Source organism: Variovorax sp. GW821-FHT09D04 (assembly GCF_059416405.1).
The window spans coordinates 40,609-60,952 of the sequence record NZ_JBWKPA010000017.1 but is presented as its reverse complement, the minus strand read 5'-3'; the positions used below and the strand labels follow the sequence as shown (position 1 = coordinate 60,952).

General features: G+C 63.0%; 14 protein-coding genes. 3 read left to right on the top strand and 11 right to left on the bottom strand.

Features of this window, described 5'->3' with window-relative positions; genetic code table 11:
- Positions 1 to 51 precede the first annotated feature (51 nt).
- Together AC07O4_RS30515 and AC07O4_RS30510 are read left to right on the top strand one after the other, a co-directional pair.
- Positions 52 to 1,005, top strand: coding sequence for a Bug family tripartite tricarboxylate transporter substrate binding protein (locus AC07O4_RS30515; RefSeq protein ID WP_095949153.1), 954 nt, complete (start codon positions 52 to 54; stop codon positions 1,003 to 1,005).
- A 20-nt stretch (positions 1,006 to 1,025) separates the two neighbouring features.
- Positions 1,026 to 2,357 carry a sulfatase family protein gene (locus tag AC07O4_RS30510; RefSeq protein ID WP_492684350.1) on the top strand — a complete coding sequence of 444 codons (1,332 nt, stop codon included), beginning with the start codon at positions 1,026 to 1,028 and terminating at the stop codon, positions 2,355 to 2,357.
- 203 nt (positions 2,358 to 2,560) lie between these two features.
- Here the strand turns inward: AC07O4_RS30510 and AC07O4_RS30505 are convergent, their stop codons facing one another.
- The 4 genes from AC07O4_RS30505 to AC07O4_RS30490 all read right to left on the bottom strand — a co-directional run bounded on the left by AC07O4_RS30505 (position 2,561) and on the right by AC07O4_RS30490 (position 6,993).
- Positions 2,561 to 3,523, bottom strand: coding sequence for a hypothetical protein (locus AC07O4_RS30505; protein WP_495306480.1), 963 nt, complete (start codon positions 3,521 to 3,523; stop codon positions 2,561 to 2,563).
- A 211-nt stretch (positions 3,524 to 3,734) separates the two neighbouring features.
- Positions 3,735 to 4,634: a hypothetical protein gene (locus AC07O4_RS30500; RefSeq protein ID WP_495306479.1), complete on the bottom strand. Its 900-nt coding sequence runs from the start codon at positions 4,632 to 4,634 to the stop codon at positions 3,735 to 3,737.
- A gap of 798 nt (positions 4,635 to 5,432) precedes the next feature.
- The gene (locus tag AC07O4_RS30495) at positions 5,433 to 6,158 is read right to left on the bottom strand and encodes a hypothetical protein (RefSeq protein ID WP_495306478.1); all 726 of its coding nucleotides are present in this window, start codon (positions 6,156 to 6,158) and stop codon (positions 5,433 to 5,435) included.
- Positions 6,159 to 6,348: 190 nt separating this feature from the next.
- Positions 6,349 to 6,993: a hypothetical protein gene (locus AC07O4_RS30490; RefSeq protein ID WP_495306477.1), complete on the bottom strand. Its 645-nt coding sequence runs from the start codon at positions 6,991 to 6,993 to the stop codon at positions 6,349 to 6,351.
- 51 nt (positions 6,994 to 7,044) lie between these two features.
- Between AC07O4_RS30490 and AC07O4_RS30485 the strand changes: the two genes are divergently transcribed.
- Positions 7,045 to 7,899, top strand: coding sequence for a DUF5677 domain-containing protein (locus AC07O4_RS30485; protein ID WP_495306476.1), 855 nt, complete (start codon positions 7,045 to 7,047; stop codon positions 7,897 to 7,899).
- A gap of 889 nt (positions 7,900 to 8,788) precedes the next feature.
- On the opposite strand, the gene AC07O4_RS30480 is transcribed toward AC07O4_RS30485, so the two are convergent.
- From AC07O4_RS30480 to AC07O4_RS30450, 7 genes are all read right to left on the bottom strand, one after another.
- Positions 8,789 to 8,959 carry a hypothetical protein gene (locus AC07O4_RS30480; RefSeq protein WP_157627413.1) on the bottom strand — a complete coding sequence of 57 codons (171 nt, stop codon included), beginning with the start codon at positions 8,957 to 8,959 and terminating at the stop codon, positions 8,789 to 8,791.
- 105 nt (positions 8,960 to 9,064) lie between these two features.
- Complete coding sequence (locus tag AC07O4_RS30475; RefSeq protein ID WP_495306475.1) at positions 9,065 to 9,454, bottom strand: hypothetical protein; 390 nt, start codon at positions 9,452 to 9,454, stop codon at positions 9,065 to 9,067.
- A 23-nt stretch (positions 9,455 to 9,477) separates the two neighbouring features.
- Complete coding sequence (gene bamE, locus AC07O4_RS30470) at positions 9,478 to 9,921, bottom strand: outer membrane protein assembly factor BamE domain-containing protein (protein ID WP_062479197.1); 444 nt, start codon at positions 9,919 to 9,921, stop codon at positions 9,478 to 9,480.
- 66 nt (positions 9,922 to 9,987) lie between these two features.
- Entirely contained in the window at positions 9,988 to 11,235 is a 1,248-nt protein-coding gene (locus AC07O4_RS30465; RefSeq protein WP_495306474.1) for a beta-barrel domain-containing protein, read from the bottom strand.
- Positions 11,232 to 13,424, bottom strand: coding sequence for a type I secretion system permease/ATPase (locus AC07O4_RS30460; protein ID WP_495306473.1), 2,193 nt, complete (start codon positions 13,422 to 13,424; stop codon positions 11,232 to 11,234). The genes AC07O4_RS30465 and AC07O4_RS30460 overlap by 4 nt, the downstream gene beginning before the upstream one ends.
- Positions 13,421 to 14,755: a TolC family outer membrane protein gene (locus AC07O4_RS30455; RefSeq protein WP_495306472.1), complete on the bottom strand. Its 1,335-nt coding sequence runs from the start codon at positions 14,753 to 14,755 to the stop codon at positions 13,421 to 13,423. Before AC07O4_RS30455 ends, AC07O4_RS30460 begins: the two co-directional genes overlap by 4 nt.
- 61 nt (positions 14,756 to 14,816) lie before the next feature.
- The coding region (locus AC07O4_RS30450; protein ID WP_495306471.1) for a beta strand repeat-containing protein at positions 14,817 to 20,344 on the bottom strand (5,528 nt) is incomplete at its 5' end.

The following is a 20,344-nucleotide window of genomic DNA, read 5'->3' as shown; positions in this document are numbered from 1 at the left end:
TTCGCTTCTTCCTTCAACCCGGCCCGCCGCCGCCTCGCCACCGTGCTGGCCATGGCCGGCCTCGTGGCGGCCATCGCCGCCCCCACGCTGGCGCGCGCACAGGCCGCCCAAGCCGCACTCGACAGCCCGCTGCGCATCGTCGTCGGCTACGCGCCCGGCGGCGCCACCGACCGCGTGGCGCGCATCGTGGGCGACAAGCTCGCGGCCCAGCTCGGCGTGCCCGTGATCGTCGACAACAAGCCCGGCGCGGGCGGCCGCCTGGCCGCGCAGCAGGCCAAGGCCACGCCCGCCAACCAGAACGTGCTGATGCTCGCCAACCCCGCCGTGATGGTGGTGGCGCCCCTCGTCTTCAAGGACAACGGCTACGACGCCGAGCGTGACTTCGTGCCCGTGTCGCACGTCAACGCCTACGACTTTGCGCTGGCCGTGTCGCCCACCCTGCCCGTGCGCGAGCTGAACCACCTGCTCGCATGGATGCGCGCCAACCCGCAGCAGGCCAACGTGGGCGTGCCCGCCACCGGCAGCCTGCCGCACTTCTTCGGCCTCATGGTGGGCGAGAAGGCCAAGGTGCAGACCCAGGTGATCGGCTACCGCGGCTCCGCCCCGCTGCTGAATGACTTGATCGGTGGCCAGGTGCCCATTGCCGTCGACACCGAAGACGTCGTGCTGCCCCAGCACACCGCCGGCAAGCTGCGCATCCTGGCGCTGTCGGGCGAAAAGCGCTCGCCCTTCGCGCCCACCATTCCGACCTTCAAGGAAGCCGGCCTCGACCTTGCCGCCACCGGCTGGAACACCTTCTTCGCGCCGGCCAGCATGCCCAAGGAGAAAGTCGAACGCCTGGCCACCACCATCCACGCCGTGATGCAAGACCCCGACACCCAACGCAAGTTCAAGGACGCCGGCATGACGCCGGTGGTGAGCACCCAGGCGCAGACCGCCGCGATGCTCAAGGCCTACAAGGCGCAATGGGCGCCCGTGGTCCAAAAGTCTGGCTACCAACCCTGATTGAAATCCTCCAGCGATCTATGACGACACGCAGCACCCGCCCCAACATCATCTTCATCGTGGCCGACGACCTCGGCTATGCCGACCTCGGCTGCTACGGCGGCCGCGAGGCGCCTTTTGGCCGCGTGTCGCCTGTGCTCGACGGCCTGGCCGCCAACGGTTTGAAGCTCACGCAGGGTTATTCGAATTCGCCCGTGTGCTCGCCCACGCGCTTCGCGATGATCACCGCGCGGTATCAGTACCGCCTGCGCGGCGCGGCCGAAGAGCCCATCAACAGCCGCAGCCGCGGCAGCACCACGCTGGGCCTGCCCACCGAGCACCCCACCCTGCCGTCGCTGCTGAAAGACAGCGGCTACAAGACCGCGCTCATCGGCAAGTGGCACCTGGGCTACCCGCCCAGCTTCGGCCCGCTGCGCTCGGGGTATGAAGAATTCTTCGGCCCCATGTCGGGCGGTGTCGATTACTTCACCCACTGCGACTCGGCCGGCCGCCACGACCTCTGGTACGGCGAAGAAGAGCACAAGGACGACGAGGGCTACCTGACCGACGTGCTCTCCAAGCGCGCCGTCGACTACGTCGAACGCATGGCCACGCAAGAGGCGCCCTTCTTCCTGAGCCTGCACTACACCGCCCCCCACTGGCCATGGGAAACCCGCGACGACGCCGACAAGGCGCCGCTCGTGAAGGACAACCTGTTCGACCTGTCGGGCGGCAACATTCATGTGTACCGCCGCATGATCCATCACATGGACGAGGGCATCGGCTGGATCATGGCCGCGCTCGAAAAGCACGGCATGGCCGACAACACCCTCGTCGTGTTCACCAGCGACAACGGCGGCGAGCGCTTCTCCGACAACTGGCCGCTCGTCGGCGGCAAGATGGACCTGACCGAAGGCGGCATCCGCGTGCCATGGATCGCGCACTGGCCCAAGGTGATCGCCAAGGGCGGCGAGAGCACTCAGCTGTGCATGACCATGGACTGGTCGGCCACCATGCTCGACGCCGCCGGCGTGAAGGCCGACGCGGCGTACCCGTTCGATGGCGTGTCGCTGATGCCCGTGCTGAAAGACGCCACCCACACCTTCCGCCGCCCCCTGCACTGGCGCATGAACCACCGCGGCCAGGAAGCGATGCGCGACGGCGACTGGAAGTACCTGAAGGTCGACGGCAACGAGTACCTGTTCAACATTCCGGCCGATGAGCGCGAACGCGCGAACCTAGGGAAGAAGGAGCCGCAGCGGCTGGAGGCGATGCGGGCGCAGTGGCAGGCTTGGAATGCGACGATGCCGGGGATTCCGGAGGATGCGACTGTGAGTCTTGGGTATTCGGTTAAGGATATGCCGCAGAGGTGAGCGTCTTGCGGCGGCGGGTTTTGATTTGTTCGACTTGTCGTAAGCCAACTACGAAAAATCGAACAAGAAGAAATCCTTCCGTGCGGCGACGCATGCCCTTGCGGTTGCTGTACGGCTACAGCTTCGCGCGCCTGCTGTGTCATCTGCGAACTGTTGTCCTGACTCCACCCGGGCGGCTGGAAGCAGCAAGAGTGGCGAGTGCTTCACGGCTTGATGTCCTCCCCGTTATCGGTATCGTCAATCTCGTCGTCATCGTCCGAGAAGAACACGTTGAGCGCTCCGATGACCTCCATATGCTTCAGCCGCTGATCCCGCTCGTCATGCTCCATTTCGCCGTAAAGGTGCTCCAATTCATCCATCACGCCGGCTTTCGACGAGTCCGACTTGAAGCAGTCGAGGTAGTCGGCAATCAAAGCGGGATCAAATTCAAGTGGTGGCGTTCCCCTGAGAAATTGCAGGCAACTTGTATCCGCCTCGACGTTCATGAAGAAGATCAGTAACTCCTTCCAAAGCACATCTTCGTTAGCGATATTTACTTCGCGAAGAAAAACGCTTTCGGCCTTCGACTGGTTGCGTAGCTCATATGTATAGAGATTGATTTGTCTCGCGCGATCTTTAATGATGCGGTACACCTCTCTAACAATTTTCAGAACTGTTCGCTGAACGAACTTACGATACTGATCATCATTGTCGGTATCAAAGAACGAGTTCTCGTCTGGAAAATTGACTTTCAAGTGCTTCACCAATATCGCACGGATCGCCTTTGCTTCCCTTTTTCCCTCGTATACCGAGGTCAACGTGTACCGGTCGTACCTCAACGATTTGTAGAAGGTGCTAAGCAGACTCAGAAAATCGTGATGCCTCGTTCCTAAATTCAGCGCAACATGGCGGCGCAGGCGTGCCACGAGATCAAGATGGTTGTGAGTAATTAGCGATCTTTCTAATTCCTCTTGATCAATGGTGTCGGTATGTTCGTACAGGACAACAGCTGTCTTCAGCAGCCGTTCAATGCCGACGGACAGCTCATACAAAAACTCAAAGAGCTCGTCGGAGAAATCTAATTTACGTAGCTCATGAAAGTGTCGCAGACCGTTGTAGATGAATGCTCCGGAAATGTGAATCTCTTCGCCAAGTTGAAAGTTTTTCCAAAAATCAGATCGTTTCATAGATTTCCGCTCATTGATTCACAGGACCCAGAGCGAGGGTCAAAACGACCACTGGCCCCTCCACGCACAAGTAGCATATGCAGATAGTTGGAAGAATTAAAATATGCCAGCTGTTAGGTGTTTCGGAAAATCAAACCACGAAGTGACATCTTAGTTTTCAGATCGAACCAAAATGACGCATCATCAAATGGTGCCATTCGCAGCAAGTTACTTATTGGTCATTCCATTGACCGCAGGAGAGGCAACGCCCCTCTTCGCTAAGAACGGATTCACTACAATTGCTGCAAACCTGCCTGGCAACCGAGTGTTTGATGTTGCAAATTGGGCAGAATAGCTCTTTGCATCCTACAGTGGGCGGCTGCAATTGCGACATCATGTACAAGCGATCGTCGTCACTATTCATGAAGTCCAAGCACTCCGGGCATTGGTAAAGGCGCTTTTTCTTATCAATTCCGAAATAATTTTTCGCCGCTGCCGGCTCGAGGATCTTAATCACAACCTCTATTTCTCGACATACGAAATTTCGACTCCAATCGTCGCCATCAAGTTTTGAATCGGGCGATCGACTTACAAGTTCAGCGCGTTCGTGCGGCCAGCTTTGGTTTGGAAAAAATGTCTTATTAAACGCAAGAATAGTCTCCAACACCTCGGCGGCTGCCACTGTCAGATTTTTATCTACCGAGTGAAATATTTTATTTCTGCTGTTGCGCAGCTCATTGAAACGATGAACAAAGGATTCCGGAAGCTTTGAATCAGAAATGGAATTGAACAACTTAACTAGGTCTTGCGCATCGGTCGTTCGATAGTCAGCAAAAGACTTCGGTTCCGCCGGCCATTTGCTAGGCGGGTCGGAAAGAAGAAGGAAAGGAGAAACTTCTGCGACTTTTCCCTTCAATATCAATTCAACGCCTTGCTGCGTCACGGCAAGTGATGAAGCAAGACGGCCTTTTGCGGCCTTCCAGTACTCCTCGGAAACTTCGTCCTTGTCCACGCCCCAGCCTTCGGCCTCTGCCAACGCGATCCAAAATCGCGCGACCGTATCCCAAGCAAAGTCGAACAGTTCGTGCCCTGCGTCATAAAAATCTTGTGGAGTTGGGACGTCGGAGATCATGTGCAGTCAAGGGGATTGGTTGGAGCATCGCCGCTCGTCGTAGCCGTTTTGCTTCGTCGGATTGTCGATTGGAACTCGGCGCGCAAGAGAAGCCAAGACGTCAGGGAGATTTGTGAACGTTGCCAGTGATTGGAGTCGCCTCAGCGCGGTTCACTTATCGACTTGACGGCAGGAAGTAGCCTCGTCCTGGATCGAGACGAAGCTCGGAGCCGACAGGCCTGTTCGACGCCTGCCGCCACTCGAGTGCAAATCGACACTCGCTCCCAGTCGCACTCGAGGGCATGGAAGGCGAACTTCCGCCAATCACAAGAACACGACGGTCGTGTAACCAGTCCCCCTCACACACTCCCCCTCCGCCTCCCTCGCCAAATCCACTGCGATCCAGAGCATGTGAATCGTGGTGCCTCTATCTGGCTTCCTCGAACCAGCCGTTCCCGTCGGAGCATTACAGCAGTGAGCTCAGCTGGGCCAGTTTGATTTCAAGAAGGTCTCGGATATCTCCGCCTGTGGCGGTAGACGAAGAGGTCGCGCCACTCTTGGGACCGCCGAAGTGAAGGCCGACGCCGCATACCCACTCGATGACGTGTCGCTGATGCCCCACTGAAAGACGCCAGCTGACCTTCCGCCGCCCGTTGCACTGACGCATGAACCACCGCAATATGCCGCGGAGGTAATACGCCAACAAGCAGATTGGAGCATTTGCATCGCCTGCCTGTTCAACCTTCAATTCTCCCTCTGAATTAAATATCACGGCAAATTGATTGGTTTAGACAATACTCAAATCACCTCCAATTTTCCCTACATCAATTCAAAGGGAGATAAAACCCCTACGAGATGGTCTTTTCGATCCTGATCAACGACCAGCCACAGCATTGGCCCTTTTTGATTTTTCGCTCCATCAAGGACTGCATCAATCGTCATGGAAACGGAAAGAAGCAATCCATCAGAGCACGAAACCATCTCTAATCCTTCTTTTTTTGCGGACTCGATAGTTGAGCCGAGACGCGTTAATTTTTCTTCGCGCTTCGTATACAAGAACTTAGCCAATCCAAGCTCTGAAACCAGCCACCACTGGCCTGCGATTCGGACTGGGAGGAAAGAAAATGAATGCATCAACATTAGTTGCCTCGCGTGGGCAACAGGTTGCCATGGCTCAACCGTAATGGGCGATTTAACCATGACATTTCCCACGGTTCTTTTCACACCCGTCATTAGAGACTCTTCCAATCCGATACACAACTCAATTGCTGCCTCTGTTGCATGGCGCGCGTAGGCGCCAATGTGCATGGCGTCGTTTCGAGCCATTCGAACAATTTGATAAAGTGCATCAAAATTTTTGAAACGAGATGGGAGATTTCTGGATAAATCACTTAAGACTGGTGATTTTTTCGCATACAAACCAATTCTTTCTTCGTAGGCGCCAAGATCAGCTTGCTGCCCCAAGAGACGAAGCCCTAGCTCTTCAAGAGCATAACAAACTCCCCCAAAACCCTCTGCGTCAGCAAGCGCTGCGTATCGAGCCATTCGGAGTTGATCTCTATAGTAAAGGCACTCTGCATCATCAAGCCATCGAATTTCTGGCGGGGGTCGTCGCTTTGCCATTTTATCTCCTAACGAGCGGCGCATTTGATCAATATAGTTTACGCAATATTTTTACACTATAACCCCTTATCGCAAAGCTGTCTCACCTCCGCGACTGCGGTGTTTTCGAAAATCACATAAACGACCCAAAATTTGCGCCCTCTTCAGATCCAATAAGCCAGAGATATTTATCGAACACACGTTGCTCGAACCATAACCTTTTCGCAACCAGAGAAATTAACCCATGACTTCCTGGCGGAACAATCGACCACCGAAGATGAGAACTTAACTCATCCAAAGAATGCCTAATCTCTGGCTTGAATACTTCAAACGCCTCATTCCACGAAGAAAGAAAATCACCATACTCGCCATTTTTTTTGAAGCCCCCATCAAGCCTTGCTAAGCCTTTCGCCGCGCGCCGATCATAGATGCGCACGCTCTTCTTTCCATTAAACCAAAGAAATTTGGAAGCGGCGGAAGGAAGATAGCTAGCATCTCTCATTGGGGAAATAGCCCCAAGTCGACCAGCCAATTCATCGACCATATCCTCTGGGGCGAGGGATTTATTCAGCACGCCGTTGATTTCAACCTCAACCTCAGCCCAGAGTCCATCTTTACTCTTAAAGCAGCGCGCGACCATGTATTTAGATGCCAATCTTTTTATCACATTCTCATTTTTAACGCCCCTTATCTTCAGACAATTAATAAAATCTCGATCTGTCACATACCACTGATTCACATAGGCCAAAGCAGCATGATCGAATATCCAATTTTCCATTTTTGTCCTTCTGGAAATTTCAAAGAAACCTAGTACAAGGGAGACAGATTCATGACAACCAATCTCGGATTTTCTTCTGAGCAAGATCTGAATACCTTGCTTGAACTTTTCGTCGAACTCGTGCAGTCGCAAGCAGGTCAAGAGGTAAGGGATGGAGAGGCGTGGCTAAATGACCGTCAGACGCTCGCTACCAAGTTGTATCGCCACCTCCATTCGATGAGGCAACTTGGTACTGGCTCAGTGCTTCTCTTTCGCGGGCAAGGAAGTTCTTTTATAGATCACAGCTCGGTTAAGGTTCTTGCGCGAGCGAGCCTCGAAACTTACTTGGTTTTTTATTACATCTTCGGCAAAAACGATCTTGAAGAGTCTCGCTTCCGGCACACCGCCTGGGTCCTCGGCGGCTTGATGGATCGACAGAATTTTGTTGCAACCACGAGCACTAGCCAACGCGTACGCGCCGTGGAATGGAATCAAGTTCTAAGTCTCCGCGAAAAACTTCAATCGCACAGATCCTTCCATTCTTTCACCAAGAAACAGCAGGGAAAACTGTTGGACGGCGAGTGGAAAACTGGGAAGGCATGGGACGATTTGGCGATCAATGCGGGATTTCATCCCATCTACTTCCGCAACATATACAGTTTTTTATGCGGCTACTCGCACTCCAGCTACGCGAGCGCTCTTCAGGTAGGGCAAGCCACGGAGATCGAATCCCAACGCATGTTGTCAGGATCAATGTTCGGTGTCGCCTGCATGCTTGCCGCGCATTTCGCCGTCACCTATGCCAGCATGTTCGAGCGAGCACAGAACACGCTCGAGGCAAATCCTCTGTCCAAGAAGATCGCCGCAAGATGGCAGTTCGGCGCCGATGACATGAACGCCGTCTATGGGAAAAGCATCGCGGATTGAGTTCACCGGTGCTCTCATTCAGGAAATCCCATATCGTCGGGAGTGGCGGAATGAAGCAATTTCTTGCGAACTCGCCCATGCAGCGACCTGAAATCAAACTTGAGAATCAGGCAATCCACCCAACGATGAGCTTGGAAACCATCGAGTCATTTCATTAGCGAGCTAGGCTCCGCCGCCAGAGCCCAGCCCTCGAAGGTCGTATACCGCCGCCCCTACCCCCTCCCACTCTCCCCCAACAACCTCTCCGCCTCCCTAGCCAGATCCGCCGCGATCCACAGCATGTGATCCCGGTGTTTCTCCCCGGCTTCCTCGAACCACCCATTGCCGTCGCCGTAGCAGCACCACAGCAGGGAGTTCAGCTGGGCCAGTTTGATTTCGAGGAGGTCTCGGGCGTCTTCGCCTGTGGGGGTGGACGAAGGGGTCGCGCCGCGTGTGCGGCGGGGAGATTGGGGCGTGGAACGCCCGGCCATAATTCGATCAGCCATTTGGTGTGCTCTCTTTCCAAAGTAATGCACGTCATGTGGTCAGACGGTCAGGGTGTTCACGCACCCTGGCCGTCGCCTTTTGTGCCTCACATTCGTGTCGTCGCTTCACAAAGAGGCATCGACACCCGCCGTGAGGCAAGGCGGTTCATTCGCTCGCACGAATCAATCGATCGATCAATCAATGAATGTCTGGGAAGAAGGCGTTCCTTTCACGGGGTTCGTCGGCCGCTACAGCGGGCCGTCTTGTCGCGGGGGCATTCACTGTAGAGAAGCGAAGCCGCGCAAGAGAAAAGAATTCGTCGACGATTTCTCGAATCGACGAGTTATCTGAGGTGCCGCTGTTTTTCGGCTTCACCGGAGGCGAGACGGGGCGAAGCAAGGTTCGGCTCGGGGCCGGCCGCCAGCTAGTGCGCGTGCGTGGCGCGCTCGGCTTCGCTGTCGTGGTGGTCCTGGCTGACGCCTCGCGCCGGCAGCGCGTCGGCCGCCAGCGCAAGGAAGAGCGCAAGGAGCAGCCACAGCGCCACGTCGCTCAACCGGTAGAGGTTCTTGCGAAAGCGCTTGGTGCGGCGGATCACGGCGCGCCTCCCAGGGCGGCCGTGCGGGCGTCGTCGTTCAACGCCAGAAGAAGACAAGGCCCCATGCGGCGGAACGCATCCACCTCGAGGGCCGCGTCGTCCACGTCAGCCATGGGGCATGAGGTGGTACAGCTCCGGCAGAAAGCCGCCGGGCGCGGTGAGGCGCGACTTGAGCCGCACGACCAGGTGCAGGTCGTCCACCAGATGAATGTCGCCGCCGCGGTTGGTGAGCTGCAGCTTCACGGCCAGCAGGCCCTGCAGCTTGGCGCGGTGCCACTCGGCGGCGTCGGCGATCTGCGCGCGCGTCATGGCCGCGATGCCGATGCCGTGTTCCAGCTCGGCGGCGCGCAGGCAGGCCACGACGCGGTCGACGCTCTTCAGCGTGCCCTCGATCACCTCCAGGCAACGCTCGGCCAGCCGCGTGGGCTCGTCGGCGGAGTTGCCGTACACGAAGGCCTCGTAGGGACGGGGCACGCGCGTGGAATCGCGAGGCATGGGCTGCGGGCCGGCGTTGCGGCTCAGCGCGGCAGCAGGTCCAGGCATTGGCGGCGGCGCCACACGGCACTGCGCACGGCCTGGCTGTCGTCGAACACGACCTTGTACTGGCACACGAGGTAGTTGGCCGACTGGGGCATCTGGAACTTGAAGTGGTAGTCCCACTCGGTGCCGAGCGCGCCGCGCTGCTGCTTCAGGGCCTGCCCGAGCACGGCGAGCACCTGGGCCTGGTTGAGGCCGGGCTTGATCTCGCGAAAGCGCTCGGGCCGCGACACGACGCCGTCGCGCAGAAAGGGCTCCTTGAAGTCGGGGCGGCGCGCCTCGACGTCGCGGTAGTCCAGCTTGTCAGGGTTGCTCACGGGGTCCACGGGGTTGTCGCGGGCCACCGCAGGAGCGGCGGCGCCGAGCAGCGCGGCGGCGAGCACGAAGGCGGCAGCGGCGGGGGATGCGTGCGGGGTGGTTTTCATGGCTAGCGTCCTCTTGGGTCGGATGGGTGTCGGATGGGTTTGCGGGGAGAGATGGGCGCGCGCGGGTCAGCGCTCGCGCATGGCTTCGCGCGCCTTGTTCAGCGGCTTGGTCAGGTAGTCCCACACGGTCTTGCGGCCGGTGCGGATGTCGGCGGTGGTCACCATGCCGGGCACGATGGGCATGCGGCGGCCGGCCTTGTCGGTGAGTGCGTCGGAGTCGGTGCGCACGAGCACGGGGTAGTACACGATCTCGGGCTTGACCTCGTCGCGCTGGGTGTCGGGCGCGATGGTCACCACGCGGCCCTTGAGGCCGCCGTACACGGCGTAGTCGTAGGCGGTGATCTTGATCTGCGCCTCCTGCCCGGGCCGCATGAAGGCGATGTCGCGTGGCGAGATGCGCGCCTCGACCAGCAGCTGGTCGTCCAGCGGCACCAGCGTCAGGAGCGACCCGTTGGGCGGCACGACGCCGCCGATGGTGGTCACCTGCAAGCTCTTGACGATGCCGCGCACGGGCGAGTTCAGGGTGAGCCGCTCGAGCGAGTCGGCGCGCCCGCGCACCACGGACGACAACGACTTGACCTCGGCATCGGCCTTGGCCAGCTCTTCGCGGCTGCGCACCATGTAGTTGGCGCGCGCCTCGGCAATCTTCAGCTCCAGATCGGCGGCCTGGCGTTGCAGGCGGATGAGCTCGACGTTGCTGGCCGCGCCGCTCACCTGCAGCGAGCGGGTGATGTCGAGCTCCTTGCGCACGAGCGAAAGCGCCTGGCCCAGGCCGGACACGGTGTCGCGCAGGCTGCCCTGGCGCGAGCGGAAGAGCGCGCTTTCGGAATCGACCAGTTGGGCGTAGGCCTTCAGTTCGATGGGGAACTGCAGGCTGCCCTGCCCTTGCACCTCGGCGCGCAGGCGCACGCTGCTGGCCAGGGCAGCGCGGTAGCGCGCGGCGGTTTCTTCCACGTTCGATTCGCCGCGCGTGGGGTCGAGCTGCGCAAGCACCTGGCCCTTCTCGACGATCTGGCCTTCGTGCACGCGCAGCTCGGCCAGGATGCCGCCTTCGAGCGACTGGATGCGCTGCTCGCGCGAGCTGGGAATCACCTTGCCCATGCCGCTGGACACCTCGTCGATCTCGAAGACCCAGGCCCACACGAAGAAGGCGAGCAGAAAGAGCGCGATGAACCACACGACGCGCGCGGAGCCGCTGGCGCGGGCTTCGTCGAAGTCGTCGGCGCCGCCGGGGCCCCACACGGTGGCGGTGGATACGGCGGGAGCTTGCGCGGCGGCCTGCACCTGCGCCTTGGTCAATGTCACGGCGTTCATGCCTGCCCCTCCTTGCCACGGCCTGCGGAGGCCATGGCCTCGCGCGAGGCGACCGCGCCCTGGCGCAGCCGCGCCATCACCTGGTCGCGCGGCCCGTCGAGCACGACGGCGCCGCCGTCCACCACGAGGATGCGGTCGACCGCCTCGAGCACGGCCGGGCGGTGCGTGGCCACCACCAGCGTGCGGCCGGCGGGCAGCGCGCGCAGCTGTTCGATCACTTCGCGTTCGGCCACTTCGTCGAGCGAGGCGGTGGGCTCGTCGAGCAGCAGCACGCCGGGGCGGCGCAGCATCAGCCGCGCGAGCAGCAAGCTCTGGCGCTGTCCGCCCGAGAGGCCGCGCCCGCCTTCGAGCAGCGGATGGTCCAGCCCGGTGGGCAGGCGGCGCACGAAGGCCCAGGCGCCGGTGGCCTGCAGCGCCGCCACCAGTTCGGCGTCGGTGGCGTGGGGCGTGCCCATCTGCAGGTTCTCGCGCAGAGTGCCGTGGAACAGGCGCGCGTCCTGCGCGAGCAGGCCGACGTCGCGGCGCACGTCGGCGGGGTCGATGTGGGCCATCGACACGCCGTCGAGCAGCACGCTGCCCGCGCGCGGTTCGATAAGGCCCGACAGCGCCTGCAGCAAGGTCGACTTGCCCGCGCCGTTTCGCCCGAGCACGGCAATGCGTTCCCCGGCGCCGATGTGCAGCGCCTTCACGTGCAGCGCGGTGGTCTGGCCGTCGTGGCTGAAGACGGCGTCGCGCAGCGTGTAGTCGCCCTGCACGGCGGGGCGATGCACGCGGGTCTCGTGGGGCGGGTGGTCGACCGGCAGCTTCATGAGCTGGTCGAGCGCCTCGCCGGCCACCTTGGCCTGCTGCCAGCGGTTGAGCACCTGCGTCACGCCGGCCAGCGGCGCGAGCATGCGGGTCGACAGGATCGATGCGGCCACGAGCACGCCGGTGCTCATGTGACCGTCCATCACCAGCGGCGCGCCGAAGAACACGACGAAGGCGAAGGCGGCGCCCTGCACGGTCTGGGTCCAGTTGCTCAGGGTGTTGAGCAGCGCGCGCAGTTGCAGGCCGGAGTCGGCGTTGACGGCGTTGTAGTGGTTCCACTGGTTCTGGAAGCGCGGCTCGGCCTGCAGCCCCTTGATGTCGTCGATGCCCTGCACGGCCTCGACCAGCATGGCGTTGCGCAGCGACGATTCGCGCATGCCCGTCTGGGCCAGCGCGCGCAGGCGCGGCTGCGCCAGCAGGCTGGGCACGATCAGCAGCACGCACGCGGCCAGCGGCACGAGCACGAGCCAGCCGGCAATGAACCAGAACAGCACGCAGAACACGAAGAAGAACGGCAGGTCGGCCACGGCCGCCACGGTGGTCGACGTGAGCATTTCGCGCACGGGCTCCAGCTCGCGCAGCTGCGAAATGAAGGTGCCGGTGGCGCGCGGGCGCGCCGAGCCGCGCACGCGCAGCGCGTGGCCGAACACGCGGTCTGAAATGCGCAGGTCGGCGCGCTTGCCCACCACGTCGGTGATGCGCATGCGCGCGCCGCGCATGACCCAGCTGAACGCGATCGACAGCAGCACGCCGCCGAACAGCACATGCAGCGTGGGCAGCGACTGCGCGGGCACGACGCGGTCGTACACCTGCATCGAGAACAGCGTGCCGGCCAGCGCCATGAGGTTGTAGGCCAGCGACGCGACGAGGATGTGGGCGTAGGGCCGCCAGTCGGCCAGCACGATCTGGCGCAGCCAGTGCGGCTCGACCGGGCGGATGTAGGCGTCCACGCGCGAGTCGGGTGCCGATTGCGCGGGCCGCAGCACGGCCATGGCTTCGAGCGCGGGTTGCAGCTCGTCGACCGTGCAGACGGTTTCCGCGCCCTGGTCGCCACCGAGCATCACGCGCAGGCCCTGCGCCGAGATGGCGGTGACCACGGCCACCTGCCCGTCGCGCAGCTGCAGCACCACGGGCAGGCGCCAGGGGCTCAGGGTGTCCAGGCGCGGCGCGACCTGGCGCACGGTGAGGCCGGCCTGGCGGGCCATCTGGCGCACGCGCTCACCGATGTCTTCGTGGTCGCTCCACGCGGCAGCGCCACGGATGCGCTCGCGCGAGGTGTCGAGGTGGTAGTGGGCGGCCACGGCGAGCACGGCATCGACCCAGCCGGCGAGCAGCTCGGGGCCGCGCGCGGCGGACAGTTCGGGCACGGTGGTGGCGGTCATGGCTGGCCTCCGGCGACGAGCTCGCCCGCATCGACCAGCCCGAAGGCCTCGCGCAGGCGGCCCGACTGGTACAGGCACTCGACGGCGAGGCGCTGCACTTCGTGCGCGCTCTCGGCCTGTTCGAAGCGCGCGCCGTGGAACTCCTGCTCGGCATTGAGCAGGTCGAGCAGCGAGCGCGTGCCCAGCTGCAGGTACTGCTCGCGGTACAGGTCGCGCGTGCGCTGCGTGCTGTGCACGCGCGCGGCGAGCACGGGCAGGCGCTGTGCGTGGCCTTGCGACTGCACGCGCGCGTCTTCGAGGCGCTGGCGCACGCTGAGTTCGGCATAGCCCAGCGCGGCCTCGGCCGCCTCAACGGCGTGCGCGGCGGCGCGCTGACGGGCCTGGCTGCGCCCGCCTTCGTACAGCGGCGCGGTGAAGTTGACGGTGAACGTGCTTTCGTTGGCGGACTGGCCGGCGGGCCGCCCGCCCGATTCGAGCCCCCGATTGACGGCGGCGTTGAGCGACAACGTGGGCAGCAGTTGCGCATCGGCACCGCGCAGCGCGGCCTGCGCCATGTCGCGCTCGGCCTGCGCCATCTGCACGGTCGGTGCGGGCAAGGCCGTCTGCGGCAACGCGGCGCAAGCGCTCGCGAGCGGCACGGGCGCTTCGCCGGCGATGTCGGCCGGCGCGCGGCCCTGGGTCAGGTGCATGAGGTTCAGGCGCCAGCGCTCGGCCTGCGACGCGGTGTTGAGTTGCTGGGCGCGCGCGGCTTCCAGACGCGACTGCGCTTGCGCCACGTCGGACTGGCTGGTGGCGCCCTTGGCCTGGCGCTCGCCCACGAGGCCGGCCAGCGACTGCACGCCCTTCACCTGGGCCTGCGCGATCTCGCCGAGCGCCTGCTGGCGATGCACTTCGATCCATGCCTGCGCGGTGTCGCGCACCACGTCGTCGACCGCCACCAGCAGCTTGGCGCGCGCGGCCGTGGCCGAGGCTTCGGCCTCGCTCACGGCACTCGACACCTTGCCGAAGTCGTACAGCAGCTGGGTCACCGACAGCGAGGCCTGGTGCACCTGGCGGCGACCGTTGGCCTGCAGTTGGCGATTGCCCGTGCGCGCACTGAGGCCGGCGCTGACCTGCGGGTAGTAGCCCGAGCGCGCGGCCGCAATGCCCTCGCCCGCCTGCAGCGCCTGGCCGACGGCGTTGCGCACGGTCGGGTGCGAGGTGGCGGCCAGGCGCACGGCCTCGGCCATGCCCAGCGGGGCGACGGTGCTCGCTTGCGCAAGCGCCGCCGATCCGGCGAGCAGGAAGAAAAGGCCCGCGGCAGCAGACGAAAGATGACGGGAAGCAAGCATGCGTGAAGACGTGCAGACCACCAGGTGCCGACGCCGCAAGCGGCGCCGGCACACCGGTCGGTCAGTGGTGAAGCGCGAGGCCCATGTGGAGCTCGTCGTCGAGCGAAGGCGCCACCGGCGGTGCGTAGGCCGCGAGCGAATCGGCCGACGACGCCAGCGACAGCACCGTGGGAGACGCCTGCGCGCCCCCGAAGGCCGGCGGGAACGCCGCCTGCAGCAGTGCATGCAGCGACTCGGCAGCGCCGAAGCCCTGCAGCATGTCGGACAGCTGCAGCCCGCCCCACGCCGTACCGTCGCCGAAGGGGAAATGCGGCGCATCGTGCGGTTGCTGTTGCTGCTCGATCGACACCGTCACTTCGTCGACGCCGGCCAGGCCCAGCGAGTCTGCCGAGGTGAAGAGCGCTGCCGCCCCCGCTGCTGGCGTGTAGTTGACGTGCAGCGTCTGCGTGGCCACGTTGCTCGCATCGCCGTCGCGGTCGACCACCTGGTAGCTGAGGGTCTCGTCGTAGTTGTGCGAGGTGGTGGTGCGCGGTGCCACCTGGTAGCTGAACTCGCCCGTGTCGAAGTCCACCACCAGCTTGCCGCCCTTGTCGGTAGCAATGGTGACCTGGTGCGTCGCCTGGTTGTAGCTGTAGTCGCTGCTGGTGGCGGGGCCGGTCTTCGTCATCAGGCCCGTGCTGCTGTCGAAGGCGTAGATGGTGCCGTCGATGGTCAGCGTGGACACATGGCCGCCGTCGGCACCGAAGCCCGACGAACCGCCAAGGCCGCCGGTCAGCAGGTTGCTGACGGTGGGCGGCACGCTGATCGTGCCTTGCAGCATGTCGTTCAGCTGGCTCGTGTCGGTGACGATCTTGCCGTTGGTGTTCGTGCCGGTGTTGCCGTTGTAGGCGATGGGGTCGATGTAGGCCTGCTCCGTCGGGCCCAGGCTGGAACCCAGGCCCAGTGCGAACGAGTTGATCTTGTTGGTGGTGAGGAAGGTCTTCCAGATCGCTTCTTCCGCTGCCTGGATGCCGAAGTCGGCCGCGTTGCTGCCGTTGCTGTTGTTCCCGAGCTGGCCGGTGTTGCCGTCCCCCCGGGTCGGCTCGCCGTCCGTGAGGAAGTAGGACACGTTTTGGGCGCCCTGCAGCTTGCCATTGGCCTCGAAGCCGGTCATTGCCGTAGCCAGGGCGGCGTCGTAGTTGGTGCTGCCCCCGTCCTCCAGGCTCTGCACCAGCGTCTTGGCTTGGGCCGCCGTCATCCAGGCCTGTTGTGCCTGCCCGGTCGTGCTGAAGGTGACGAGTTGCACCCGCACATCGCCGTACATGTCGTAGCCGTCGATCAGGTTCTTGATGGCTTCCTTCGCACGCGAGAGCCGCGTCGGGTTCTCCTCGCCCATGCTCCCGGAGAGGTCCAGGATCACCATCAGGTTCGTGTTGATCGGTGCCACGTCGACGGACTGCTCGCCGTTCACGAGCACCGGCGCATCGTCCTTGACGGGCACGTCGAAGCTCACCGGCGCAGCAGCGGTCTGGCCGTCTGTCACATGCGCCTGGAATTGCAGGTTCGACACGCCCTCGCCGTTGCCCGCCGGGTGGTCGATCGGCGCCTTCAGCGTGACGGTGTAGCCCGCCTCGAACAGGCCCGCGCCCGTGGCGGTGACATTGCCCACCGCCACGGTCATCACCTCGGTGGTGACGCCGTCGACGGTGACGCTGCCCGTGAGCGTGTGCGTGCCCGCGTCCCAGGTCCACGACACCGGCTGGCCGCCGGAGGTGACGCCGGCCGGGCCGCTGAGCGACACCGACAGGTCGCCCGCCAGGCTGTCGGGGTCTGCGATGGAGATCTTGCCGGTCGATTGCACCGACGGCTCGCCCACCGCCGCAATGCCGCCGGGCAGGCTGCCTTCGGAGACGATGCCGGCGTCGGTCGCCGTGGCCGTCGGCGGGTCGTTCACCGGGTTGACGGTCACGGTCACCGTGCTGGTGGTCGTGCCGCCATGGCCGTCGCTCACCGTGACGGTGAAGCTGTCGGTGCCGTTGAAGTTGGCGTTGGGAACGTAGGTGTAGGTGCCGTTGGGGTTCACCGTCACCGTGCCGTTCGACGGGTTGCTGCCCTTGGTGTAGGTGAGCGTGTCGCCGTCGACGTCGCTGCCGACGATCTGGCCGCTGACCGGCGTGTCTTCGTCCGTGGTCTTGGTGTCGTCGGGAGCCTCTGGGGCCTCGTTGACGTTCTGCTCGTTGAGCGTGACGGGGATGTTCGTCGTGATGGTGCCGTCGCTCGCACCGACCACCAGCGCGTGCGCGTTGGCGCCTGCTTCGTAGTCGTTGACGAAGGCTGCAGCGCCTGCCGCCGTGAGGCTGATCGCGCCGGTGGCCGGATCGATGGCGAAGTAGCCGTTGTCGTTGCCCGAGAGGATGCTGTAGGTGACGTTCGCGCTGTCGACGTCGGTGGCACGGACCGTGCCGAGCACGGTGCCCGCAGTGCGGTTCTCGTCGTAGCCGAAGACGTAGCCGGTGGCGCTGTCCACCGGCGTGCCGCCGCCGTCGACGAACACCGGGGCGTCGTTGACGGGGTTGATGGTCACGGTGACGGTGCTGGTGGTGGTGCCGCCGTGGCCGTCGCTCACCGTGACGGTGAAGCTGTCGGTGCCGTTGAAGTCGGCGTTGGGCGTGTACGTGTAGGTGCCGTCGGCGTTGACGGTGACCGTGCCGTGCGATGGGTCGCTGCCTTTGGCGTAGGTCAGCGTGTCGCCGTCGACGTCGCTGCCGACCACACTGCCGCTGACGGGTGTGTCTTCGTCCGTGGTCTTGGCGTAGTCGGGCACCGTCGGTGCGTCGTTGATGTTCTGCTCGTTGAGCGTGACGGGGATGGTGGTCGTGGCCGTGCCATCGGTCGCACCGATCACCAGCGAGTGCGCGTTGGCGCCTGCTTCGAAGTCGTTGACGAAGGCCGCAGCGCCTGCCGGCGTGAGGCTGATCTCGCCGGTAACCGGATCGATGGCGAAGTAGCCGTTGTCGTTGCCCGAGAGGATGCTGTAAGTGACGTTCGCGCTGTCGATGTCCGTGGCGTGGACCGTGCCGAGCACGGTGCCCGCGGGGCGGTTCTCGTCGTAGCCGAAGACGTAGCCGGTGGCCGTGTCGACCGGCGTGCCGCCGCCGTCGACGAACACGGGAGCGTCGTTGACGGGGTCGATCGTCACGGTGACGGTGCTGGTGGTCGTGCCGCCGTGGCCGTCGCTCACCGTGACGGTGAAGCTGTCGGTGCCGTTGAAGTTGGCGTTCGGGGTGTAGGTGTAGGAGCCGTCCGGGTTGACCGTGACCGTGCCGTTCGCGGGGTCGCTGCCCTTCACGTAGGTCAGCGTGTCGCCGTCGACGTCGCTGCCGACGACCTGGCCGCTGACGGGTGTGTCTTCGTCGGTCGTCTCGTTGTAGTTGGGCACCGTCGGCACGTCGTTCACCGGATCGATCGTGACCGTCACGGTGCTGGTCGTCGTGCCGCCATGGCCGTCGCTCACGGTGACGGTGAACGTGTCGGTTCCGTTGAAGTTCGCGCTGGGGACGTAGGTGTAGGTGCCGTTGGCGTTGACCGTGACGGTGCCATGCGCAGGACCATTGCCCAGTGCATACGTGAGCGTGTCGCCGTCCACGTCGCTACCGATCACTTGACCGCTGACGGGGGTGTCTTCGTTCGTGGTCTGGGCGTAGTTGGGCACCGTGGGGGCGTCGTTCACCGGGTCGACGGTGACCGTGATGGTGCTGGTCGTCGTGCCGCCGTGGCCGTCGCTCACCGTGACGGTGAACGTGTCGGTGCCGTTGAAGTTGGCGCCGGGGACGTAGGTGTATGTGCCATCGGCGTTGACCGTGACGGTGCCGTGCGCCGGATCACTTCCCTTCGTGTAGGTCAACGTATCGCCGTCGACGTCGCTGCCGACGACCTGGCCGCTGACCGGCGTGTCTTCGTTCGTGGTCTCGGTGTAGTTGGGCACCGTGGGTGCGTCGTTCACCGGATCGACGGTGACCGTGATGGTGCTGGTCGTCGTGCCACCGTGGCCGTCGCTCACCGTGACGGTGAAGCTGTCCGTGCCGTGGAAGTTGGCACCAGGGACGTAGGTGTACGTGCCGTCGGCATTGACGGTGACCGTGCCATGCGCCGGATCGCTGCCCTTGGTGTAGGTCAGCGTGTCGCCGTCGACGTCGCTGCCGACAACCTGGCCGTTGACCGGCGTGTCTTCGTTCGTCGTCTCGGTGTAGTTGGGGACTGTCGGTGCATCGTTGACCGGATCGATCGTGACCGTGATGGTGCTGGTCGTCGTGCCGCCATGGCCATCGCTCACCGTGACGGTGAACGTGTCGGTGCCGTTGAAGTTGGCATTCGGGGTGTAGGCATAGGTGCCGTCCGCGTTGACCGTCACCGTGCCGTTCGCGGGGTCGCTACCCTTCACGTAGGTCAGCGTGTCGCCGTCCACGTCGCTGCCGGTCACTTGTCCGCTGACTGGCGTGTCTTCGTTCGTCGTCTCGGTGTAGTTGGGGACTGTCGGTGCGTCGTTGACCGGGTTGATGGTCACGTTCACTGTGCTGGTGGTCGTACCGCCGTGGCCGTCATTCACCGTGACGGTGAAGCTGTCGGTGCCATTGAAGTTAGCACCCGGGGTGTAGGTGTACGTGCCATCGGCATTGACCGTCACCGTGCCGTGCGCTGGATCGCTGCCCTTCGTGTAGGTCAACGTGTCGCCATCGACGTCGCTGCCGACCACTTGCCCGCTGACGGGTGTGTCTTCGTTCGTGGTCTTGGTGTAGTCGGGCACCGTGGGTACATCGTTCACCGGATCGACGGTGACCGTGATGGTGCTCGTCGTCGTGCCGCCATGGCCGTCGCTCACCGTGACGGTGAACGTGTCAGTGCCGTGGAAATTCGGGTTCGGCGTGTAGACGTACGTGCCATCGGGATTGACCGTGACAGCACCGTTCGAAGGATTGCTGCCCTTGGTGTAGGTCAACGCGTCACCGTCGACGTCGCTGCCGATGACCTTGCCGTTGACGGGCGTGTCCTCGTTCGTGGTCTGGTTGTAGTTGGGCGCCGTCGGAGCGTCATTCACCGGGTCGATCGTGACCGTCACGGTGCTGGTCGTCGTACCGCCATGGCCATCGCTGACCGTGACGGTGAACGTATCGGTGCCGTTGAAGTTCGGGTTCGGCGTGTACGTGTAGGTGCCGTCGGGGTTGACGACCACCGAGCCATTCGAGGGATTGCTGCCCTTCGTGTAGGTCAGCGCATCGCCGTCCACGTCAGCGCCCGTCACCTTGCCGTTGACGGGCGTGTCTTCGTTCGTGGTCTGGTTGTAGTTAGGCGCCGTCGGTGCGTCGTTGACCGGGTTGATGGTCACGTTCACGGTGCTGGTGGTGGTGCCGCCGTGGCCGTCGCTCACCGTGACGGTGAAGCTGTCGGTGCCGTTGAAGTTCGTACCCGGGGTGTAGGTGTACGTGCCATCAGCGTTGACCGTGACCGTGCCGTGCGCGGGGTCGCTGCCCTTGGTGTACGTCAGCGCGTCGCCATCGACGTCACTGCCGACGACCTTGCCGCTGACCGGCGTGTCTTCATTCGTGGTCTCGT

Excerpts from the sequence above, each read along its gene's own strand:
- AC07O4_RS30515 (WP_095949153.1), top strand. The coding sequence starts at position 52 with ATGGCCGGCCTCGTGGCGGCCATCGCCGCCCCCACGCTGGCGCGCGCA.
- AC07O4_RS30510 (WP_492684350.1), top strand. The coding sequence starts at position 1,026 with ATGACGACACGCAGCACCCGCCCCAACATCATCTTCATCGTGGCCGAC.
- AC07O4_RS30505 (WP_495306480.1), bottom strand. The coding sequence starts at position 3,523 with ATGAAACGATCTGATTTTTGGAAAAACTTTCAACTTGGCGAAGAGATT.
- AC07O4_RS30500 (WP_495306479.1), bottom strand. The coding sequence starts at position 4,634 with ATGATCTCCGACGTCCCAACTCCACAAGATTTTTATGACGCAGGGCAC.
- AC07O4_RS30495 (WP_495306478.1), bottom strand. The coding sequence starts at position 6,158 with ATGGCTCGATACGCAGCGCTTGCTGACGCAGAGGGTTTTGGGGGAGTT.
- AC07O4_RS30490 (WP_495306477.1), bottom strand. The coding sequence starts at position 6,993 with ATGGAAAATTGGATATTCGATCATGCTGCTTTGGCCTATGTGAATCAG.
- AC07O4_RS30485 (WP_495306476.1), top strand. The coding sequence starts at position 7,045 with ATGACAACCAATCTCGGATTTTCTTCTGAGCAAGATCTGAATACCTTG.
- AC07O4_RS30475 (WP_495306475.1), bottom strand. The coding sequence starts at position 9,454 with ATGCCTCGCGATTCCACGCGCGTGCCCCGTCCCTACGAGGCCTTCGTG.
- bamE (WP_062479197.1), bottom strand. The coding sequence starts at position 9,921 with ATGAAAACCACCCCGCACGCATCCCCCGCCGCTGCCGCCTTCGTGCTC.
- AC07O4_RS30465 (WP_495306474.1), bottom strand. The coding sequence starts at position 11,235 with ATGAACGCCGTGACATTGACCAAGGCGCAGGTGCAGGCCGCCGCGCAA.
- AC07O4_RS30460 (WP_495306473.1), bottom strand. The coding sequence starts at position 13,424 with ATGACCGCCACCACCGTGCCCGAACTGTCCGCCGCGCGCGGCCCCGAG.
- AC07O4_RS30455 (WP_495306472.1), bottom strand. The coding sequence starts at position 14,755 with ATGCTTGCTTCCCGTCATCTTTCGTCTGCTGCCGCGGGCCTTTTCTTC.